We start from the raw sequence: 17,949 nt of genomic DNA, 5'->3' as shown, positions 1-17,949 counted from the left end.
ACAAGGCTTTTTGCAAGATTTGGGCTTTAGTGGAGTTAGCGTTTTAAAGATAATTCCGTTTAACTGAAAATAAGCTGACCACTAACTTCAAACCACTTCAAATCCCAGGACAGTTTTATTTTGAGTAAAATCAATTATCACTGCAACTCCACTTTAACATTAAACTGATTTAAACTCAAAATACTTTCTACAGATCCAAAAGTAGCAACACTTCTTTGATACTCTCTTTCTTTTTTCAAAGCGATTTGTTTCAAACAGTTTTGAAACCGACTCACTTCTTTTAGAGTATTAAGTATTAATCTGGGAACGGCTGCATTTTTTCCTTCTTTATCTTTCGAAACCATTGTGAAATAGGATGAATTGCAATGATTAACGGTTCCAGTTTGAATATTTTCAGATTCTACACGAATACCAACAATCATAGAGCTGGTTCCTACGTAATTTACGCTGGCTTTCATGGTTACGAGTTCTCCCACTTCAATGGCTTTTAAAAAGTTAACGGTATCTACAGAAGCCGTTACGCAATAATTCCCGCAAAATTTTGAAGCACAGGCAAAAGCAATTTGGTCGAGTAATGATAAAATGTAACCTCCATGTATTTTGCCACTAAAATTGGTGTGTGATGGCAACATTAATTCGGAAATAGAGATATGAGAGGAACTTACTGTTTTGAAATTATTTTCCATGTCTATATGATTGTTAAGTTTCAGAAGGGTATTGGGGAAAGTTATTTTGTTACTATTCAGCCTACACCAAATTAACGTAGGATTAAAAAAAAAACAGACACGAATTACACAAATTTGCACAAATTGCATTGTGAAATTGTTTTTTTTGTAAAATTAGATTCAATTTTGATCCTGAATTCGTGTTAATTCGTGAATCCCGATAACCATCGGGACGTGTAAAATTTTTGTTTCGAAAGGTTTCAAATTCTGGATTGGTGTTCCAGTATTGCCAAACAGAAGGGTGGCTTTTTGTATGTTTAAATTCTTGAATGTTAAATCAGTATACCCTTTGTCGGATAAATTTACCAAAACTAAAAATCTTTCATTTTCATATTTGCGAATAAATGATATGACTTGTTTTTCATTATTTTCGATAAACTCTAAATCTCCTTTCCAAAAGGTGGAATTGTTTTTTCTTATTGAAATTAATTTTGAAAAATGTTCGAACATTTCAGAATCGAATTTTTCCCAGTTTAAATAGCAAGTATCAAATAATGATGTCCAATTGGTATAGTTTTGTTCATTAAATTCTTGACCCATCATGATATGAGGAATGCCATCAAACAATAGTAATAATGAAGTGGCAGGGTAAATTAAATTTTCATTAAAATGATTGAACGCTCTGATCTGTTCTTTTTCTTCTATCCAACGCATCCGGAGAGCTTCTTTTGGAAAGCTATATTTGTATGAATTGTAGGTGTCTGCAAGATAATTTTGATCTTTTTGTCCTTCGCCAATTTGTTTTATCAAAATTTGTAAACTACCGTCATAAGTTAAATTACAAGAATTGATATGATGATACTCATCGTAGGATTGAGAAATTAAAACAATGTCTTTCTTGACCGCATCTAAACTTTGTCTTATTTCATTTAGAAAATCGTGAGGAGCTAAATCTGAATCATCAAACCGAAAACCATCAAAGTCAAATTCGGTAATCCAATGTTTTAACGCCGTTATGGTGTAATTTCTCATTTGGTAATTGGAGAAGTTAAAGCCTGCGAAATACTCACGATTGGGAACTTCATAGTAAATTTCTCCATTATCTTTATGGGTAAAAAAATCGGGATGCACGATCGTTAAGGCATTGTCAATACTAGAGCGGTTTAAAGTCCAATCCATGATGATTTTGAAGCCGCTTTCGTGCAAAGAATTAATCATTTTTTTTAATTCTTGTTTTGTTCCAAAGCTTGAATCAATAGAATAGAAATTTTTGATAGCATATGGATCCCCGTATTCGCCTATCCTTTTATCAATTCCAATATCCTGAAAAGGCATTAACCAGATGGTGTTTATCCCTAATTTTTTTAGGTAATCAATTTTACCGATCAATCCTTTGAAACCATTTTTTGAAAAAGGTCTCAAATGTAATTGGTAAATAACTGCTTTTTTTAACCATTCAGGACTTTCAATAGCGGTGTATTTTTTATAAACATAACTCGGGTTTTCTTTTGAAATATCGTTTGTTCGTATAAATTTTTCGCCATTATCTAAGACAGTTATGGACGAATTATTTTGATTGTCCTCGGAAATGGAAGTGTTTAAAGGATCCAAAATCCAATCGGTATCATTTACTACAAACTTGTAGAGATGTCTTCCTGTCGGAATTTCTAATGTGATCTCCCAAATTCCTTTTGATGTTTCTTGGAAATAATTTTTATTAGAATTCCAATTATTGAAAGTTCCGGCAAGTGCCACGCTTGTGACTTGTTTATAAGTTTTATAAATAAATGATATCATATGTTATACTAAATTAATGAACAGTACACCCGCATTCTAGACCATTCAGGGCAAACGCATGAGTTTTAAAAATAACCGCTCCCGATAGCTATCGGGACGCAGATTTACTTCTTGAAAAGCTGAATTTTGTGATTATAGAGAAATTAATTTGCGCTAATTCCGCTGAAAGTGGTTAATTCAGTATAGAAATTTTTATTAAAATCTGCGGTAAAAACAACTCATGCGTTTGCCCTGCTAGACCATCAGCATGAGTTGGTGTTGAATAAAATTTGACCCAAATTCCCACCAATTAATCTGTGTAAATTTGTGAAATTTGTGTCAAAATCAAGTGAGAATAATTTGTGTCTACCCTTTTTCTATAATTATCACAAAGTCCCGAGTTTTTCTCCTGTTTGCGCAATAAAATTTATTTTTGGCGATTCACATAAGGAACAGCAGTAGTCTGCTGGCAAATCTTTAAACAAAACCCCTTTTTCAATTCCTTGACTAACATCTCCGTATTCTGAATTGTAAACCGTCATACATTCAGGACATTGGTACATTTCCTGTACTTTCTTTTCTTTTTTGGTTGCAGATGAACTTGTTTCAACAATAGAATTTCCCAGTTCTTCAAAATATTTCCGACTCAATTCAATCAAAATGGTAGGTAATTCCAGTTTGTCAACATCTTGGGTATGAACAATATATTCTTTGGTATTTGGATCAAAATTTTTAGCATACAAAACATTATACGTATCTCTAATTTTGATGGATTCTAAGTCTTTTGGCAACTCATTTTTTTCGATTACAATCGAAGTAAAATAATGTCCATCACGATTGTATTCTAATATTCCAAAAGTAAGACCGTACGTACTGATGTCAAATTGATCGAGTGTTCGAACCAGAAAAGTTTTAAGATTCAAAGCCCATTCCATAGCAACGGGTAAATGCCAATTGAGTTCTAAAAGTGAGTGTCTAACATTAATTCCTTTTTTGCCCAAGAATTTTTCCCAATCTAGTTTTCGTTCCTTTGGAATTCCTTTTACGATAAATGATTTCCAAGGCGTGATGCATATTTTACCTATTTTGCAATCAAAACATAGATCACACATTTTTTTCAAAAAGTCTAAATCGTATAGATTATTTCTCCAATACAAACCCAGCCAATATTGATCGATGCCTAATTTATTCATGCCTTCGTAATATGGAAAAGGGTAGAAGGGAAGGTGCAAGGGTTTGTCAATGGTGCGATTGTTTGTGTCTAAAGCATCGCTGATCAATTGAAAGATCATTTCGACCGAATCAGGTTCTTCTTCGAGTATTTTTTCAATAGCATAATATACTTCGGCGATATTCCAACTGTAAATTAGCACAGGATACATTTCCATTTTATCCCATTTTGGCAAACGAATGTATAGAAACCAATAATCTTCATGATCCGAAGCAATGAAGTTCATGTGTCCAGTAAACAGCGGCACTAATTGTTGCTTGGGATCGGTAATATTTACTTTTAATTTAGGCTGCTCTTTAAACTGCTCTAATATGTATAAAAATTTATTACCCGTTAGCCAAGGCGTATTTCTAAAAATATCTGTGGAAACATAGGACGAAACAATGTTATTTCCACTTTTTTCATTAGGATAAATAAAATGATGTTTCCCTATTTTGGACTTATCAAAAGGGGTAAAACCTTTAGGAAATATAATGTCCTGTCGAGAACCAAAGGAAATGGAATCTAACCCTTGTTCTAAAGCCATATTTACAATTTCTCGTAATTCACCCGGTGAAATCACGCCTCCTTTTACTATTAGTCTTGTCAATTCCATAATTTTTAGTTTTCAGTTTTCAGTCTCAGTTTTCAGTTTTCAGTTTTCAGTTTTCAGTCTCAGTTTTCAGTCCCAGTCTTCAGTCTTCAGTCTCAGTCTTAGTCTCAGTCTTAGTCTCAGTCTTAGTGAGTGACTGAAAACTGCGACTGAAAACTTTTTTTTCCGTCTTGGTGAGTGACTGAAAACTGCGACTGAAAACTTTTTTTCCGTCTTAGTTATGGACTGAAAACTGAAAACTGCGACTGGAAACTACCATTCTCCGACTGAGAACTATTATTTAATTTTTGATAAAATTTCTTTCACTTCGGTTTTGCAACTTCCACAACCCAACCCGGCACCTGTGGTTTTGCATAATTCGGTAAAATTGGTCACACCGCCTTTTATGGCTTCTTCAATGTTTCCGCTTCCCACTTGGCTACAGGAACAAACAAGCTTTCCTAAAACTGGTTTTGCATTCGAGCTGCCTCTTAATAAAGTATTCCTTTTATCAGATAGCTCTATTTTGCTTTCAATCATGGTTTTGAATTCGGCAAATTCATTTTTGTCGCCCATCAAAATTGCACCTACGAGCAAGTCGTTTTTGACGATACATTTTTTATAATATCTTTTCCCTAAATCCGAGAATACAATTTCTTCGTAAGAGTCGTCGTTCTCTGGGATTTCTATTTCGCCAATACTGCATAAATTGATGTCTTCGAGTTTTAGAATATTCATTAAAACCGAACCTTTATAAAAACTACTGATGTCGCCTGCCATAAAATTAGCGAGGACATCAGCCTGTTCTTCGGCTGCAGATGTGATTCCGAACAATTGGTTGTTGAATTCGGCTATTTCGCCAATAGCAAATACATTAGGGTTCGATGATTGCAAATACTGGTTTACTTTTACGCCGCGCCCACAAGCAAGCCCTGATTCTTTGGCTAATTCTATATTTGGGATGGTTCCAATGGTATAAACGATGGCATGGGCAGTAATAATTCGACCACTTTTTAAAGCAATTTCAATTTCATTTGGGTTCTCTGTTTCGAATACGGTACTGACTTCATTATCAAAATAAATCGGAATGTCACGAAGTTGTACTTCTTCGGCCAGTAATTTGCTTGAAATTCGGTCCAGTTGGCGCTCCATTAATCTGGAAGCCCTTTGAATTATCGTGATTTTTACTTTTTTATGTTTTAAAGCCGCAGCCAATTCCAATCCTAATAAACCACCACCCACGATAACGACATGTTGTTCTTCGGGAACTAAATGAGTAGCATCCAAATAGCTTTTTAATCGGTCAGCATCTTCTTTTTTTCTAATGGTAAATCGTCCCGGCAAGTGCAATTGTGCATTTTCGGGAACAAATGGCCTGCTTCCAGTGGCTAAAATCAAAGAATCAAAAGTATGGGTTGTACCGTCACTATCGAGGATTATATTTTCTTTGGTATTGATTTTTTCAATAGAAACACCCGATTTCATGGTAATGTTTAGCTTACTTAAGGCTTCGTCTTTTATTTTCAAAAGCTGTTCCCAAGAAAGTTCCGCAGTCACGTATTCAGGCAATAAAACCCTGTTGTAGAATGGATTTCCTTCATTTGAAAAAACAATGATTTCGTCAGTAGTATTGATTTCCCTATAGTTTTGAATAAATCGGAAAGCAGCCGCTCCAGCGCCCACAACAACAATTTTCTCGAAAGGTTTTACATATTTGACTACGGAAACAGTTGTAAACTTAAAATCGGGCTCTTTTGATATTGGATCTACAAGCGTATTGGTCAAATTATTGGTTCTATTCAAATCATTTTCCAATTGTTTTCCCCAGTGCATAGGCAAGAAAAGAACGCCTTCCTTAATGGAATCGGTTACTTTAGCTTTTACACGTACAGTCCCGTTTTTACTGGTTACCACAACAATATCTCCGTTATTTATGGATGCTTTGTAGGCATCGATAGGATTAATTTCAAGCACTGGGCTCGGGATATGTGTCATCAATCTGGAGACTTTTCCAGTTTTGGTCATGGTATGCCATTGGTCCCTTATTCGACCCGTGGTAAGGATGTATGGAAAGGTATCATTAGGTTGTTCCGAGGTGTTTTCAATAGCCGTTGGGATATTAAAAATAGCCTTTTGCGAAGGAGTATAGAATTTTTTATCCGTGAATAAGCGGGGCGTTCCGGGATGTCCGTAATCAGGAACTGGCCATTGAAAAGTGCCTTCGTTTTTTAGACGGTTATAATTTAAAAAGGAAATGTCTATATTGGTATTTTTGGTCATTAGACAATATTCCTTATAAATATCTTCGGTAGTATTGAAATTGAAACCGTTAAAATTCATTTTTTTTGCAAAACGAGTCAGAATCTCAACATCCGATAGCGCTTCACCAGGAGCATTAATCCCTTTTGGTAAGTACGAAATTCGTCTTTCGGAATTGGTCATTGTTCCTTCTTTCTCCAACCAACCTGCTGCAGGCAATAGCAAATCGGCAAATTTTGAAGTGTCGGCATTATGCGAAATATCCTGAACTACAACAAATTTAGCATTCGCCAAAGCTTTTTCGACTCTGCGAGAATCAGGTAAACTTACTAGAGGATTGGTGCAAATAATCCAAATCGCCTTCATTTTTCCGGATTCCAAGGCATCAAACATTTCGGTAGCCGTCAATCCCGGTTTTTCGGATATATCATCTACTCCCCAGAATTCTGCTACTTCTTGACGGTGCTTCGGATTATTTAATTCTTTGTGTACTGCCAGTAAATTTGCCATTCCGCCTACTTCACGTCCTCCCATGGCATTGGGCTGTCCGGTCAATGAAAAGGGACCAGATCCGGGTTTTCCTATTTGGCCAGTTAGCAAAGAAAGGTTGAGTAAGGCCGTGTTTTTGTCTACACCTATGGCACTTTGATTGAGACCCATTGCCCAAAGCGAAAGGAATCCTTTGGCTTTGCCAATAATATCAGCAGCCAATTTAATATCACTTACGGATATTCCGCATAATTTTGACGCTTTTTCCAGCGAACTGGATAGTACCAAGTTTTTATATAAACTGAAATTTTCAGTGTGGTTTTTGATGAAATCGGTATCGGCATATCCTTTTTCGATCAACCTTTTGGCCAAACTATGGTATAAAATAATGTCAGTACCCGGAATGATTTGCAAATGCAAGTCGGCAGCCATAGCCGAATCCGTTCTACGCGGGTCGATTACAATGATTTTTACTTTTGGATTTTTTTCTTTGTGTTGTTCTACTCTTCTAAAAAGGATGGGATGACACCAAGCCGGATTGGCTCCGGTTATCAAAAATGTATCTGCCAATTCGATGTCGTCGTAAGCGATTGGCACAGAGTCTTCTCCAAATGTTTTTTTATAACCTGCCACCGCCGAGCTCATGCATAAGCGGGAATTGGTATCGATATTGTTGGTTTTCAGGAATCCTTTTACCAGTTTGTTTACCAAGTAATATTCTTCGGTAAGGCATTGACCGGAGATGTAGAACCCAACACTGTCGGGGCCATGTTTTTTTATAATGGAGGAAAAGACGGCTGCAGCACGATCTAAGGCGGTATCCCAGCTCACTCGTTCTAAAGGATGTGATTTACTCCATCGCATTTCGGGATACAGGATTCTATCGGAGGTGTCATTGACTACATAATGCAGATTCATGCCTTTAGAGCAAAGCATACCTTTATTCACTGGATGATTTTTATCGCCCGTAACGGTTACGCCCTTTTTAGAATCATTGGTTACTATAATTCCGCATCCTACTCCACAATAGGAACACGTAGTTTTGATTTCTGAATTTTGCATTATTGAATTTCTTTATTAATAATGAAAGCTAGTATATTGATTTGTTTCTGTCTCTTTATTCTACAAATGGCAGCATTTTTATTTGGGCGTGACCCTCCGTAAAAACTACGGGTCGGGCTTTCCGTTCTCGCTTTTTTTTATTCGTTGCCTGAGACTTCGGCGTGAGCTCAGCCGAACGCTTGTCGAAGGCAACGAATAAAAAAAGAGCTCCACTACAATCCCTCACGCAAACCAACTGCCAAGAAATAAAATTGCTGTAATCTAAAATGCTGTTTATTTTAGAACATAGCCATTTCTATTTTACGAAAGTGTAAAAATAAGTATTTTTACGTATTAATACGTATTAAATGGATTTTATTTTATAATTTTGGATAAAATAAATATTTAGCACCGAATCATTTTGTGAACGATTTAAAATTTAGCCATGAAAGAAGAATTAACCACTTGTAACAGCTGCATAAATGAAAATTGTTTTATTAAAAAGCACATTCATTTAGAACAAATGAAAAGTTACATCGACAAGAAGCGTAGTTTTATATGCAAAAAATCACAGCAATTTATCATTGAAGGTGCACCAATTCAGGGCTTGTATTTTATTCATAAAGGAAAAGTAAAGACAGTCAAAACAGGCATTAACGGAAGAGAACAAATCGTTCGGTTAACTAAGGATGGCGATACAGTTGGTTTTAGAGGTTTTGGTACAAGTAAGCGCTACCTTATTGGTGCTTATGCGCTAGAAGATACCGTTTTATGTAATTTTAGCAATACTGATATGCTTGAAATTCTTCATAATGTACCTGAGTTTACCTTTGATTTAATGCTGTTTTATGCGGAAGAACTCAATAAAAGCGAGAATAACATTCGCAAAATTGCCCAAATGAATGTGAGAGAAAGGGTCATTGATACCTTGTTGTACATCCATAGAAAATTTGGACAATTAAATGGCGTAATTGAGCTTGATTTGTCCAGAAAAGAAATTGCCGATTTTGCAGGAACCACTGATGAGCAAGTGATACGGGTAATTTCTAGTTTAAAAAAAGAATTGCTCATCAAAACCGTTGGCAAGAAAATAGGATTACTTAATACCGATAAACTAAAATCTGAAATTAAAGAGCATAAATAAATGCTATACTAAATTCATTCTCATTTTCTTTTCCTAATACTCAGTCTCTATCAGTAGAATGTAAAATCTCGCATCTCTTTCTATGCGAGTAAATAATCGTTTTTTATGTTTAAAAAGCGAATTAAGCTAATTTCTGCGCTACAAATTACATTTTTTAAAAAAGTACAATCTATTTGATTTAGAAACGATTATTTTTAAGGTAAATCAATCAAATCTGCGTAAATCTGCCAAATCTGCGTGCCATTTTTTTTACGCAGATTTGGCAGATTTACGCAGATTTTTTAAAACTTCCCTAAGAAATGTAATTTGTCGTGTACCCCCTAAATATTGGTAAACAAATTAATTTCATCTGCCTTTTTTGCTCTGTAAGGGCTAAACAATCCCTTTTCATAACGGCACATTGATTGTCTTGAAAATTATAAAATACTGATATAGAAGTCTTTATTGTGGTTATCTGCTAAAAAGCAGAAATACAGCTGTCTTAATTACTATGTTTTGAGTATAAAAAAGTTTTTTTAGTCTGTATTTTACATTGTACGTACGTATAAGTACTTATGTAAATTTGCTGCATACTAATTAAAACATATGATTATGCAAAAGATTAAAACCACGTTACTAAGCATTCAAGGTTTAAGAAAAGTTAGCATTTCAGGTGCCAATCTTTCAAAATCAATTTTTTTAGGGATTGTCCTAACAATTATTAGCCATAATGAAGCAAAGGCTCAATTAACCGCAACAGGGCAACTTAGAGAAAGAACCGAAGTAAGAGCAGGACAAGGAACCTTACAAAAAGAAGGCGATAAAGCAGCATTGTTCAATTCTCAAAGAGCACGATTAAATATAGGTTTTTCAGGGTATCGTTTCAAAATGTTTATGGCGTTGCAAGACGTTCGTGTTTGGGGGCAAGATGCTTCTTCTATAAACAGAACAACCACAGAGGCAAATAACGGAATCATGCTACACGAAGCTTGGGGCGAGGTAATGTTAAACGATACGATTAGCAAAATTCAAAATTTATCTTTAAAAATTGGGCGTCAAGAAATTGCTTATGACGACCAAAAAGTGCTAGGAAGTCTGGATTGGTTGCAACAAGGAAGAAGACACGATGCGATTGTTTTCAAATTTGCAAACAAAGGCTGGATTGCTGACGTTGGAGCCGCTTTTAACCAAAACAAAGAACTAAACACAGGTACAATTTATAACGGAACAAATCCTGCTTATCCCGCGGGTACGAACGGGATTGGCACGATGTACAAATCATTTCAGTATGCTTATTTAGGTAAAAAGTTCTTCTTTGGCGACGTATCTTTTCTATTCTTTAAAGATGATTTTAATAAATATACCAATGTAACTTCGGGAACACCCGCTATAACTTCTAAAGTGTATGGAACTGGAGTATGGAGCCGTAATACTACAGGGATTTACTTTAACTCAGCTGTTACCAGAAAACTGAATCTTACGGGAAGCTATTATTATCAAGGAGGGCATGACAAAGATGGTAGATCGATAAGTGCTAACCTTGCTTCGGTAACTTCAACATTACAAGTGGGAAGAAAATTATTTGTAGGCCCTGGAATTGATTATCTATCCGGAACTGACGGAACAAAAGCGGTTACAGCCGATTCAAAAAGCAATCTTTTTGATCCACTGTACGGGACACCACACAAATTCTGGGGAAGTATGGATTATTTCTATGCTGCCAGTCCATTTGGTAAACAAGGATTGTTGGACTATTTCTTTAAAATGAAATACAACGCCAAAGACAACCTTACTTTCTTATTAGACATTCATGGTTTTGAAGCTGCCAATAATTTGTCTGATGGTGCTGGAGGAAAATTAAACTCTTATTTAGGGACCGAGGTTGATTTGTTAGTGAAATACAATTTAACCAAAATGATCAATATCGAAGCGGGGTATTCTATAATGAAAGCAACAAATTCTATGGCTTCGGCAGCGGTAAAAAATGTTGCCACACCAGATCTTACTCCGCAGTTTGCTTATTTGATGCTGAATATTAGACCTAATTTTTTAGCTAAGAAATAATATAAATTAACTTTTAAATCCATTTAAAATGAAAACTATAAAAAAACAAAAAACGAGGATTTTTAAAACAGCAATGTTGACCTTGTTTGCAGTATTGCTATCCACATTTACAACAATAACAGCTCAAAACGATCCTGTTCGATTGGGTTTTATTCCCTTAACGGATTGTTCGCCAATTGTTATGGCAAAAGAGTTGGGTTTATTCAAAAAATACGGTGTTGAAGTTGTAGTAACCAAGGAATCTTCATGGGCAAATGTTCGTGACAAAATACTAACAGGCGAGCTAGACGGGGCACATTGTTTGTATTCTATGCCTTTTTCAGTGTACACGGGAGTGGGAGGGAAAGCGGGATCAGAGATGATGATCGCCATGATGCTAAACGTAAATGGTCAGGCGATAACACTTTCTAATGATTTTTGCGGAAAAGTAGGTTTCAAGCAAATGAACAAAGTAACTCCAGTTGTGGCTGCCAAATTAAAAGCCGAGAAAGAAGTAACTTTTGCAATGACTTTCCCAGGTGGAACACACGATTTATGGTTGAGAAACTGGATGTCTATCGCGGGTCTTAATCAAAAAGCGGTAAAAATTATTACGATTCCACCTCCGCAAATGGTGGCCAATATGAAGGTAGGTAACATGGACGGATATTGTGTGGGAGAGCCTTGGGGTGGAGTTGCAGTAAAACAAGGAGTTGGTTTTACTCAAATTGCGTCACAAGACATTTGGAAAGACCATCCAGAAAAAGCATTGGTTGTTAATAAGGAATTCAGTTCAAAACGCAGAGAAGATCTCAAAAAAGTGATGAAAGCGATTATGGAAGCCTGTATCTGGCTTGATAATCCTGTCAATCGTAAAAAAGCGGCTGCAATTATTGGCAGAGCTCCTTATGTAAATGCTCCGGCAGATGTTATAGAATCCAGATTGATGGGCGATTACAATTTAGGATGCAATCAAGGGGTTCAGGTTTATGCTAAAGATTATATGCTGTTCCACAAAGGCGGAACGGTAAATTATCCTCGTAAATCCTATGCAATTTGGGCAATGGCACAGTTTGTACGATTCGGATATTTGAAAGAAGCTCCTAATTATAAAGCGATTGCTGATAAATTGATCCTGCAAGATTTGTATGAAGAAGTGGCCAAGAGCATGAAAGTGAAAGTTCCCAATGATGATATGAAACCATTTTCTCTTACTATGGACAAGACCGTTTTTGACCCATCAAATCCTGCGGCTTATTTAAAAGTTGTAAAAAGGTAAAAAATAAAACTGTCTATACTCTCTCTGCTTCTAGAGAGGGTTGTGAGGCATTAGAAACACCATAATTAAACTAAATTTCATTACAATGTCAGATAAAAACACACTAACCATTGATAGACTGGATTCAGAAATCAATATTTCGACAGAAATTAAAAAAAGTGTCGCAGCCGAAAATTACAAACTCAAATTAGCATTAAATACTTTAGTTGCAAAATCGAAATCATTGCTTTTGGCAGGAGTAGGGTTGTTTGTTTTAGGAGGATCTTGGAGTTTATTGAGTTATTATACCAAGGGAGCCCTTCCTGATCCAAAAGCAACGCTAACCGTTTTATACGAAATGATTCGAGACCCATTTTATGATTACGGACCAAATGACAAAGGAATCGGATTGCAGCTATTCAGTTCCATAAAAACAGTTTTGATGGGTTTTTTGCTAGGTTCATTAATAGCCATTCCAATCGGGATTTTAATGGGAGCCAGTACTATTTGCAAACAAATTTTTTATCCAATTGTTCAGCTTTTAAAACCCGTTTCTCCGTTAGCGTGGTTCCCAATAGGTTTGGTTGTGTTCAAAGACACCGGTATGGCTACCGTATTTATTGTTTTTATTACCTCATTGTGGTCTACACTTATCAATACTTCTTTTGGTGTGGCATCGATTCCGCAAGATCATAAAAACGTGGCCAAGGCTTTTGGTTTTTCAAAAATGCGTTACCTGACCAAAATACTGATTCCTTACAGTTTACCCCATATCATTACAGGCTTACGTTTAAGTATAAGTGTGGCTTGGTTAGTCATTGTAGCTGGCGAAATGTTGTCTGGTGCTGCCGGAATCGGATTCTTTGTTTGGGACAGTTGGAATGCCTTGAGTTTAGAAAAAGTAATATCGGCCATTATCATCATTGGTACAGTAGGATTGCTATTTGATAAATTATTTACTTATTTCGAAAACAAAGTAGCTTACAAAGGATAAACATTTAAATAAAAAACATCATGAGTTATTTAGAAATCAAAAATTTAGAAATTTCGTTCCCAACTCCAAAAGGGAAATATATTGCAGTAAGAAACATTAATCTTTCTATCAAAAAAGGAGAAATTGTATCCATCATTGGTCATTCCGGTTGTGGAAAATCAACGATAATGAACGCTATTGCTGGTATGCTTACACCAACAGGCGGAACGGTTGAATTAGATAATCAAAAAATAAAAGGACCGGGACCAGATAGAGGAATTGTGTTTCAAAATTATTCCTTATTGCCTTGGATGACGGTAGAACAAAACATTTTTCAGGCAGTAGATTCTGTAATGAATGGTTCCAAAAAAGAGAAACATGAAATAGTAGAGCAAAACCTCAAAATGGTAAATTTATTTGAACACAAAGATAAATTACCCGGACAATTATCTGGAGGAATGAAGCAAAGAGTGGCAATCGCAAGAGCATTTGCCATCAATCCGGGTGTTTTATTGTTGGATGAACCTTTTGGCGCACTCGATGCACTTACCAAAGGAACCATGCAATTAGAAGTTTTGAAATTATGGAACCTAAACAATAGAGACAAAACGATTGTCATGATTACCCATGATATCGAAGAAGCATTGTTTTTGTCTGATAGAATTGTGGTCTTGAACAACGGTCCCGCCTCAACCATTAGAGAAATTGTCGAAGTTCATTTACCAAGACCCAGAAACAAAATCGAAATCGTAAAAATGCCCGAATATATTGAATTAAGAGATAAATTATTGCACTTATTAACCGATAAATTCTCTATTGAAGATATGGGAATGGTCTATAAAAATTAGGTTTGATTTATTGTAGTTTCCCTGTGATGGTATGGCATTGCAGGGATTTTTTGCTATGAAAATCAAATAAGTGATGTGAATTAAGATTCGAGTAGATGATTAATTAGTAGAACGAACGTATATGAGACCCGCTTGGTTTAGGCATGCAATATCACGTAAGTTTGTCATCCTGACGAAGGAAGGATCTCCGTAAGTAGCTCGGCAATCCTAATAAAACCAGTCTTTCATTTCAAACCTTGATTAGTATTAACAGATAAAATCACTAGTTTTTTGAATTTCTGCGAAAGTTCCGTCCAAAGCAGATAAATATGCGATTTGAACTTCTTTTGCATTTGCTTTTTCTCCATAAAGTTCTAAGTCTTTTGTTGCACACGCATCTCCAATTACAATCGATTTGAAGCCAAGGTCGTAGGCTGCTCTCGTTGTCGTGTCAATACACATATGAGTCATCATTCCACAAATTACTAACTCTGAAATCTGCTTGCTTTTTAAAAAATCTAACAATTCAGTTTCTCTAAAACTATTTGGATAGTGCTTAATAATTACTTTTTCGTCTCCTTTTGGCTCTACATTCTTGTTTATTATAACACCTTCGGTATCAGGTAAAAAAAAGGTTGCAGTGGGGCTTGTCGCTATATGCTGTATATGAACAATTGGTAAATTTTTATCTCTAAAAATTTCAAGTATTTTTTTAGCGTTTTCGCTTGCTTTTTCAGATCCAACAAGTTCCATTTTGCCATTTTCAAAATAGTCATTTTGAATGTCAATAATTATAAGTGCTTTTGTCATTTTTAAATTTTTATTGTAATTAAATATTGTTTTGTATTTCGGAGATGCTTTTTTTTATAGTATAAACATTAATGCTCTAGCACTTTGAGATGGTGTGTGGTTCGTAACCTTTCAATTTTCGGCTTTGCAGAAAAGTTGATGCGAAACGGTAATTCCACTAAATCACACACTAGCTCAAAACGGCTGTTAGCGGGTCGTTGTTTTATCTCTCAAATTTTTACTTTTTCTAGTTATTAGCCACAATCCAAAAGTTATCTCCCATAAACCAGCAAATATTATAAGATACATACTCCATTCTTTAGCAAAAAGTTCCATTAGGAAACCAAAAGCAAATATTGTGTATCCAATTACTCCCCAAAGTGCCAGCCAAGACGGTGAAATTTGGTATTTGTAAAGAGTTAAACACATCGGAATACTACCTAAACCTAAAACCAACATCGCTGGAAAATATCCAAAATCATCTGAAATATTAACTTTAAAAAATAATTTCAAAACCACAATTGCAAGGGCTATTGCTTCAAATATCCTTGTAAAAAGATAAACATTTCCAACTGTGGAATTGTATTGCCGCAAAGTTTTTCGAAATAGTATGCCAATAAAGAGAACCATTGTTGAGTTTAAAAGTATGAGTGTAGAACCAATGTATTTTATAAAGATTGCATCACTTTTAAAATAGTATCGTCCAAAACCATAAGCTAAAAATACCAATAGGAAAAAAGCACCTATAATTTTTGCGTTTTTTATTTCAATTTGAATGTTATTGCTTTTCATTTTATTTGTCAATTATAATTGTTCACTCTGTTGCCTCATTTTAGGATTTGTCTGATTATACAATGCCCGCTAACTTACAAATACACGCAACTTATAAGTCACAAGAATTCATTTTAAAAATCAAATATACACCTAAACTAAATGTAATTACAGCTTAAATACTATTAAAAATTTAAAACCACAAACTCACAGTTTTTAATCTGCGAATCTGCGGTTTATTTTTTTAGCTTCTACACAAGACGCAAAACCGTAATAGGAAAGAAGTCTTACGTCCGTGCATGAAGTAAAAACTTTCTAGAGGAATTGAAAGTTTTAGGGTTCTTTTTTGAATGAAGTTTTTTTTGTTCCTGATAACAATTTTTTAACCCAATTGACACATTCAAAAAAGTATATTTTATTTTTTACGGTCCATTTCTCTCGATAATATTGGTTGTTTTTCGTTCATGATTTTCGTAACCGTAAAGTGCATCCAAATCAAACAAATTGCAGAGAATAGTAAGATAAATATCCAAGAGCTGGACCAAATTCCGGTGGCTGTCAGTAAGTAACTAAAGATAATTGGTCCAAAGAAACCGCCTAGACCACCAATCATACCTACCATTCCGCCTACAACACCCACTTCTGTAGGGAAATATTCTGGAATGTGTTTGTAAACGGCCGCTTTCCCAATTCCCCAAGAAATACCGATCCCAATTACTAAAACTAAGTACACCCACATATTGGCATCAAAGCGAATATGAGTAATTCCTTTGGCAACCAATTCTTTTTTCTTTACCGTTTGATTTTGGTTTACGACAACTTGTTGCCACGAAGTTCGAATAGGAAATATAGAGCTTTGTTGAGGCTCTACTTTCTTTTGAGCAATAATAAAATCAGTATCGTCAATTTTTACATTCGAATTAGAAACCTTTGTGATTGTACCTTTTTTGGTGGCCAAAACGCCAGGACCTGTTGTGGTAATGTCCATTTTTGGAATCATCAATAAAGCACTCAACACTACCGAAGACGATAATACCCAATACATCACTTTTCGGGCACCAAATTTATCCGATAGATACCCCCCAAAGGCACGAATTACTCCTGAAGGCAAACTGAACATCGTGGCAAATAATCCGCCCATGACAAGGCTGGTTTGATATACGTTCATGAAATTTGGTAACAACCATTGTGAATAGGCAACGAAGCAACCAAAAACTAAGAAATAGTAGGCGCCAAATCTCCAAACACGTACGCTTTTTAAAGACTGAAGCATTTGGGTAACGGTTTTTGTTTGGTTCTCTATTTTTTTGTTTTTTGCAAAAACCAAGAAAACGACACCTATAATTACCAATGCAGCACCATAAAGCACCGGCAACAATTTCCAGCCATTTTGAGGATCTTCTGCCGAAAAATGATTCAATAAAGAAGGTGCTAGAAATGTAGTGATGGCTGCTCCCGCATTTCCCATTCCAAAAATCCCCAATGCTCTACCTTGCCATTCTTTTGGATACCAAATTGAGGTATATCCAATACCAACAGCAAAACTGGTTCCTACCATACCAAACAAAAAGCTTAAAAGTGCAAACATAAAAAAGCTATCTGCTAAGGGAAGCAGAAATAAGGGAATAGAGCAGAGGAGGAGTAAGATGGAGAATACGTATTTTCCACCGAATTTATCTGTCAAAATACCTATTGGCAAACGCATAATAGAACCCGTCAGAATTGGAATGCCAAGAAGCCAGCCCACTTGAACGACGCTCCATTTGAAAATACCGTTGTCTACTAAGAAAGTAACTAAAACACCATTTAAAGTCCAACATGCAAAACATACAGTAAATGCAAGTGTATTTAAAAACAAAATTTTATGCGATTGGGATAATGAGTTTGAATTTTTCATAATACTTATATTTTTAAACAAAATTAAGTATTAAGACTTATTTAAAATCTGTGTTTTCGCAGGTTTGTAAAAATAATTACGTATTTATACGTAATTAATATACTACTGTAAGTATTTATCCAAGAATCTGCATAAGACTTCATGCCGAAGATAAATTATATTCAGTATCCTATCAATCATTAAACTTTTGGGATTATTAGATTAACAAATACAATTGGTATAACTCATCCAAACCC

Annotated in this window: 12 protein-coding genes; 5 read left to right on the top strand and 7 right to left on the bottom strand. The window is 35.4% G+C overall.

The annotated features are described in order from the left end of the window. Positions 1-137: 137 nt before the first annotated feature. The 4 genes from FNW52_RS10185 to FNW52_RS10170 form a co-directional block, all read right to left on the bottom strand. On the bottom strand, positions 138-686 hold the full coding sequence (locus FNW52_RS10185; protein ID WP_143377360.1) for an acyl-CoA thioesterase: 549 nt from the start codon (positions 684-686) through the stop codon (positions 138-140). Positions 687-845: 159 nt separating this feature from the next. Further along, positions 846-2,462 carry an alpha-amylase family glycosyl hydrolase gene (locus FNW52_RS10180; RefSeq protein ID WP_143377359.1) on the bottom strand — a complete coding sequence of 539 codons (1,617 nt, stop codon included), beginning with the start codon at positions 2,460-2,462 and terminating at the stop codon, positions 846-848. A 365-nt stretch (positions 2,463-2,827) separates the two neighbouring features. Then, complete coding sequence (locus FNW52_RS10175; protein WP_143377358.1) at positions 2,828-4,267, bottom strand: rubredoxin; 1,440 nt, start codon at positions 4,265-4,267, stop codon at positions 2,828-2,830. A gap of 273 nt (positions 4,268-4,540) precedes the next feature. After that, positions 4,541-8,053 (bottom strand): nitrate reductase, encoded by a 3,513-nt coding sequence (locus FNW52_RS10170; protein WP_143377357.1) that lies wholly within the window; start codon positions 8,051-8,053, stop codon positions 4,541-4,543. 424 nt (positions 8,054-8,477) lie between these two features. On the opposite strand from FNW52_RS10170, the gene FNW52_RS10165 reads away from it, so the two are divergent. The 5 genes from FNW52_RS10165 (at position 8,478) to FNW52_RS10145 (ending at position 14,277) form a co-directional block, all read left to right on the top strand. Further along, on the top strand, positions 8,478-9,176 hold the full coding sequence (locus FNW52_RS10165; protein ID WP_143377356.1) for a Crp/Fnr family transcriptional regulator: 699 nt from the start codon (positions 8,478-8,480) through the stop codon (positions 9,174-9,176). A 591-nt stretch (positions 9,177-9,767) separates the two neighbouring features. Continuing rightward, a complete protein-coding gene (locus FNW52_RS10160) occupies positions 9,768-11,219 on the top strand; it encodes an alginate export family protein (protein ID WP_143377355.1) in 1,452 nt (483 codons plus the stop codon). A gap of 28 nt (positions 11,220-11,247) precedes the next feature. Further along, complete coding sequence (locus FNW52_RS10155) at positions 11,248-12,477, top strand: CmpA/NrtA family ABC transporter substrate-binding protein (RefSeq protein ID WP_143377354.1); 1,230 nt, start codon at positions 11,248-11,250, stop codon at positions 12,475-12,477. A gap of 85 nt (positions 12,478-12,562) precedes the next feature. Then, positions 12,563-13,450, top strand: a complete 888-nt coding sequence (gene ntrB, locus FNW52_RS10150) for a nitrate ABC transporter permease (protein ID WP_143377353.1) — start codon at positions 12,563-12,565, stop codon at positions 13,448-13,450. 20 nt (positions 13,451-13,470) lie between these two features. Next, positions 13,471-14,277 (top strand): ABC transporter ATP-binding protein, encoded by an 807-nt coding sequence (locus FNW52_RS10145; protein WP_116764707.1) that lies wholly within the window; start codon positions 13,471-13,473, stop codon positions 14,275-14,277. Positions 14,278-14,523: 246 nt separating this feature from the next. On the opposite strand, the gene FNW52_RS10140 is transcribed toward FNW52_RS10145, so the two are convergent. The 3 genes from FNW52_RS10140 to FNW52_RS10130 all read right to left on the bottom strand — a co-directional run bounded on the left by FNW52_RS10140 (position 14,524) and on the right by FNW52_RS10130 (position 17,713). Beyond that, positions 14,524-15,066, bottom strand: a complete 543-nt coding sequence (locus FNW52_RS10140; protein WP_143377352.1) for a cysteine hydrolase family protein — start codon at positions 15,064-15,066, stop codon at positions 14,524-14,526. 186 nt (positions 15,067-15,252) lie between these two features. Next, positions 15,253-15,837 carry a DUF4386 domain-containing protein gene (locus FNW52_RS10135; protein WP_143377351.1) on the bottom strand — a complete coding sequence of 195 codons (585 nt, stop codon included), beginning with the start codon at positions 15,835-15,837 and terminating at the stop codon, positions 15,253-15,255. Positions 15,838-16,231: 394 nt separating this feature from the next. Continuing rightward, a complete protein-coding gene (locus FNW52_RS10130; protein WP_143377350.1) occupies positions 16,232-17,713 on the bottom strand; it encodes a nitrate/nitrite transporter in 1,482 nt (493 codons plus the stop codon). Between the last annotated feature and the right edge of the window lie 236 nt (positions 17,714-17,949).

This window comes from Flavobacterium sp. ZT3R18 (assembly GCF_007097385.1).
Classification (GTDB): Bacteria; Bacteroidota; Bacteroidia; order Flavobacteriales; family Flavobacteriaceae; genus Flavobacterium.
Note: the sequence above shows the minus strand (reverse complement) of the source record. Positions and strands in the feature narration are given on the sequence as shown.

Bases quoted from the DNA above. Each gene is read 5' to 3' on its own strand.
- FNW52_RS10185 (WP_143377360.1), bottom strand. From the start codon at position 686: ATGGAAAATAATTTCAAAACAGTAAGTTCCTCTCATATCTCTATTTCC.
- FNW52_RS10180 (WP_143377359.1), bottom strand. From the start codon at position 2,462: ATGATATCATTTATTTATAAAACTTATAAACAAGTCACAAGCGTGGCA.
- FNW52_RS10175 (WP_143377358.1), bottom strand. From the start codon at position 4,267: ATGGAATTGACAAGACTAATAGTAAAAGGAGGCGTGATTTCACCGGGT.
- FNW52_RS10170 (WP_143377357.1), bottom strand. From the start codon at position 8,053: ATGCAAAATTCAGAAATCAAAACTACGTGTTCCTATTGTGGAGTAGGA.
- FNW52_RS10165 (WP_143377356.1), top strand. From the start codon at position 8,478: ATGAAAGAAGAATTAACCACTTGTAACAGCTGCATAAATGAAAATTGT.
- FNW52_RS10160 (WP_143377355.1), top strand. From the start codon at position 9,768: ATGCAAAAGATTAAAACCACGTTACTAAGCATTCAAGGTTTAAGAAAA.
- FNW52_RS10155 (WP_143377354.1), top strand. From the start codon at position 11,248: ATGAAAACTATAAAAAAACAAAAAACGAGGATTTTTAAAACAGCAATG.
- ntrB (WP_143377353.1), top strand. From the start codon at position 12,563: ATGTCAGATAAAAACACACTAACCATTGATAGACTGGATTCAGAAATC.
- FNW52_RS10145 (WP_116764707.1), top strand. From the start codon at position 13,471: ATGAGTTATTTAGAAATCAAAAATTTAGAAATTTCGTTCCCAACTCCA.
- FNW52_RS10140 (WP_143377352.1), bottom strand. From the start codon at position 15,066: ATGACAAAAGCACTTATAATTATTGACATTCAAAATGACTATTTTGAA.
- FNW52_RS10135 (WP_143377351.1), bottom strand. From the start codon at position 15,837: ATGAAAAGCAATAACATTCAAATTGAAATAAAAAACGCAAAAATTATA.
- FNW52_RS10130 (WP_143377350.1), bottom strand. From the start codon at position 17,713: ATGAAAAATTCAAACTCATTATCCCAATCGCATAAAATTTTGTTTTTA.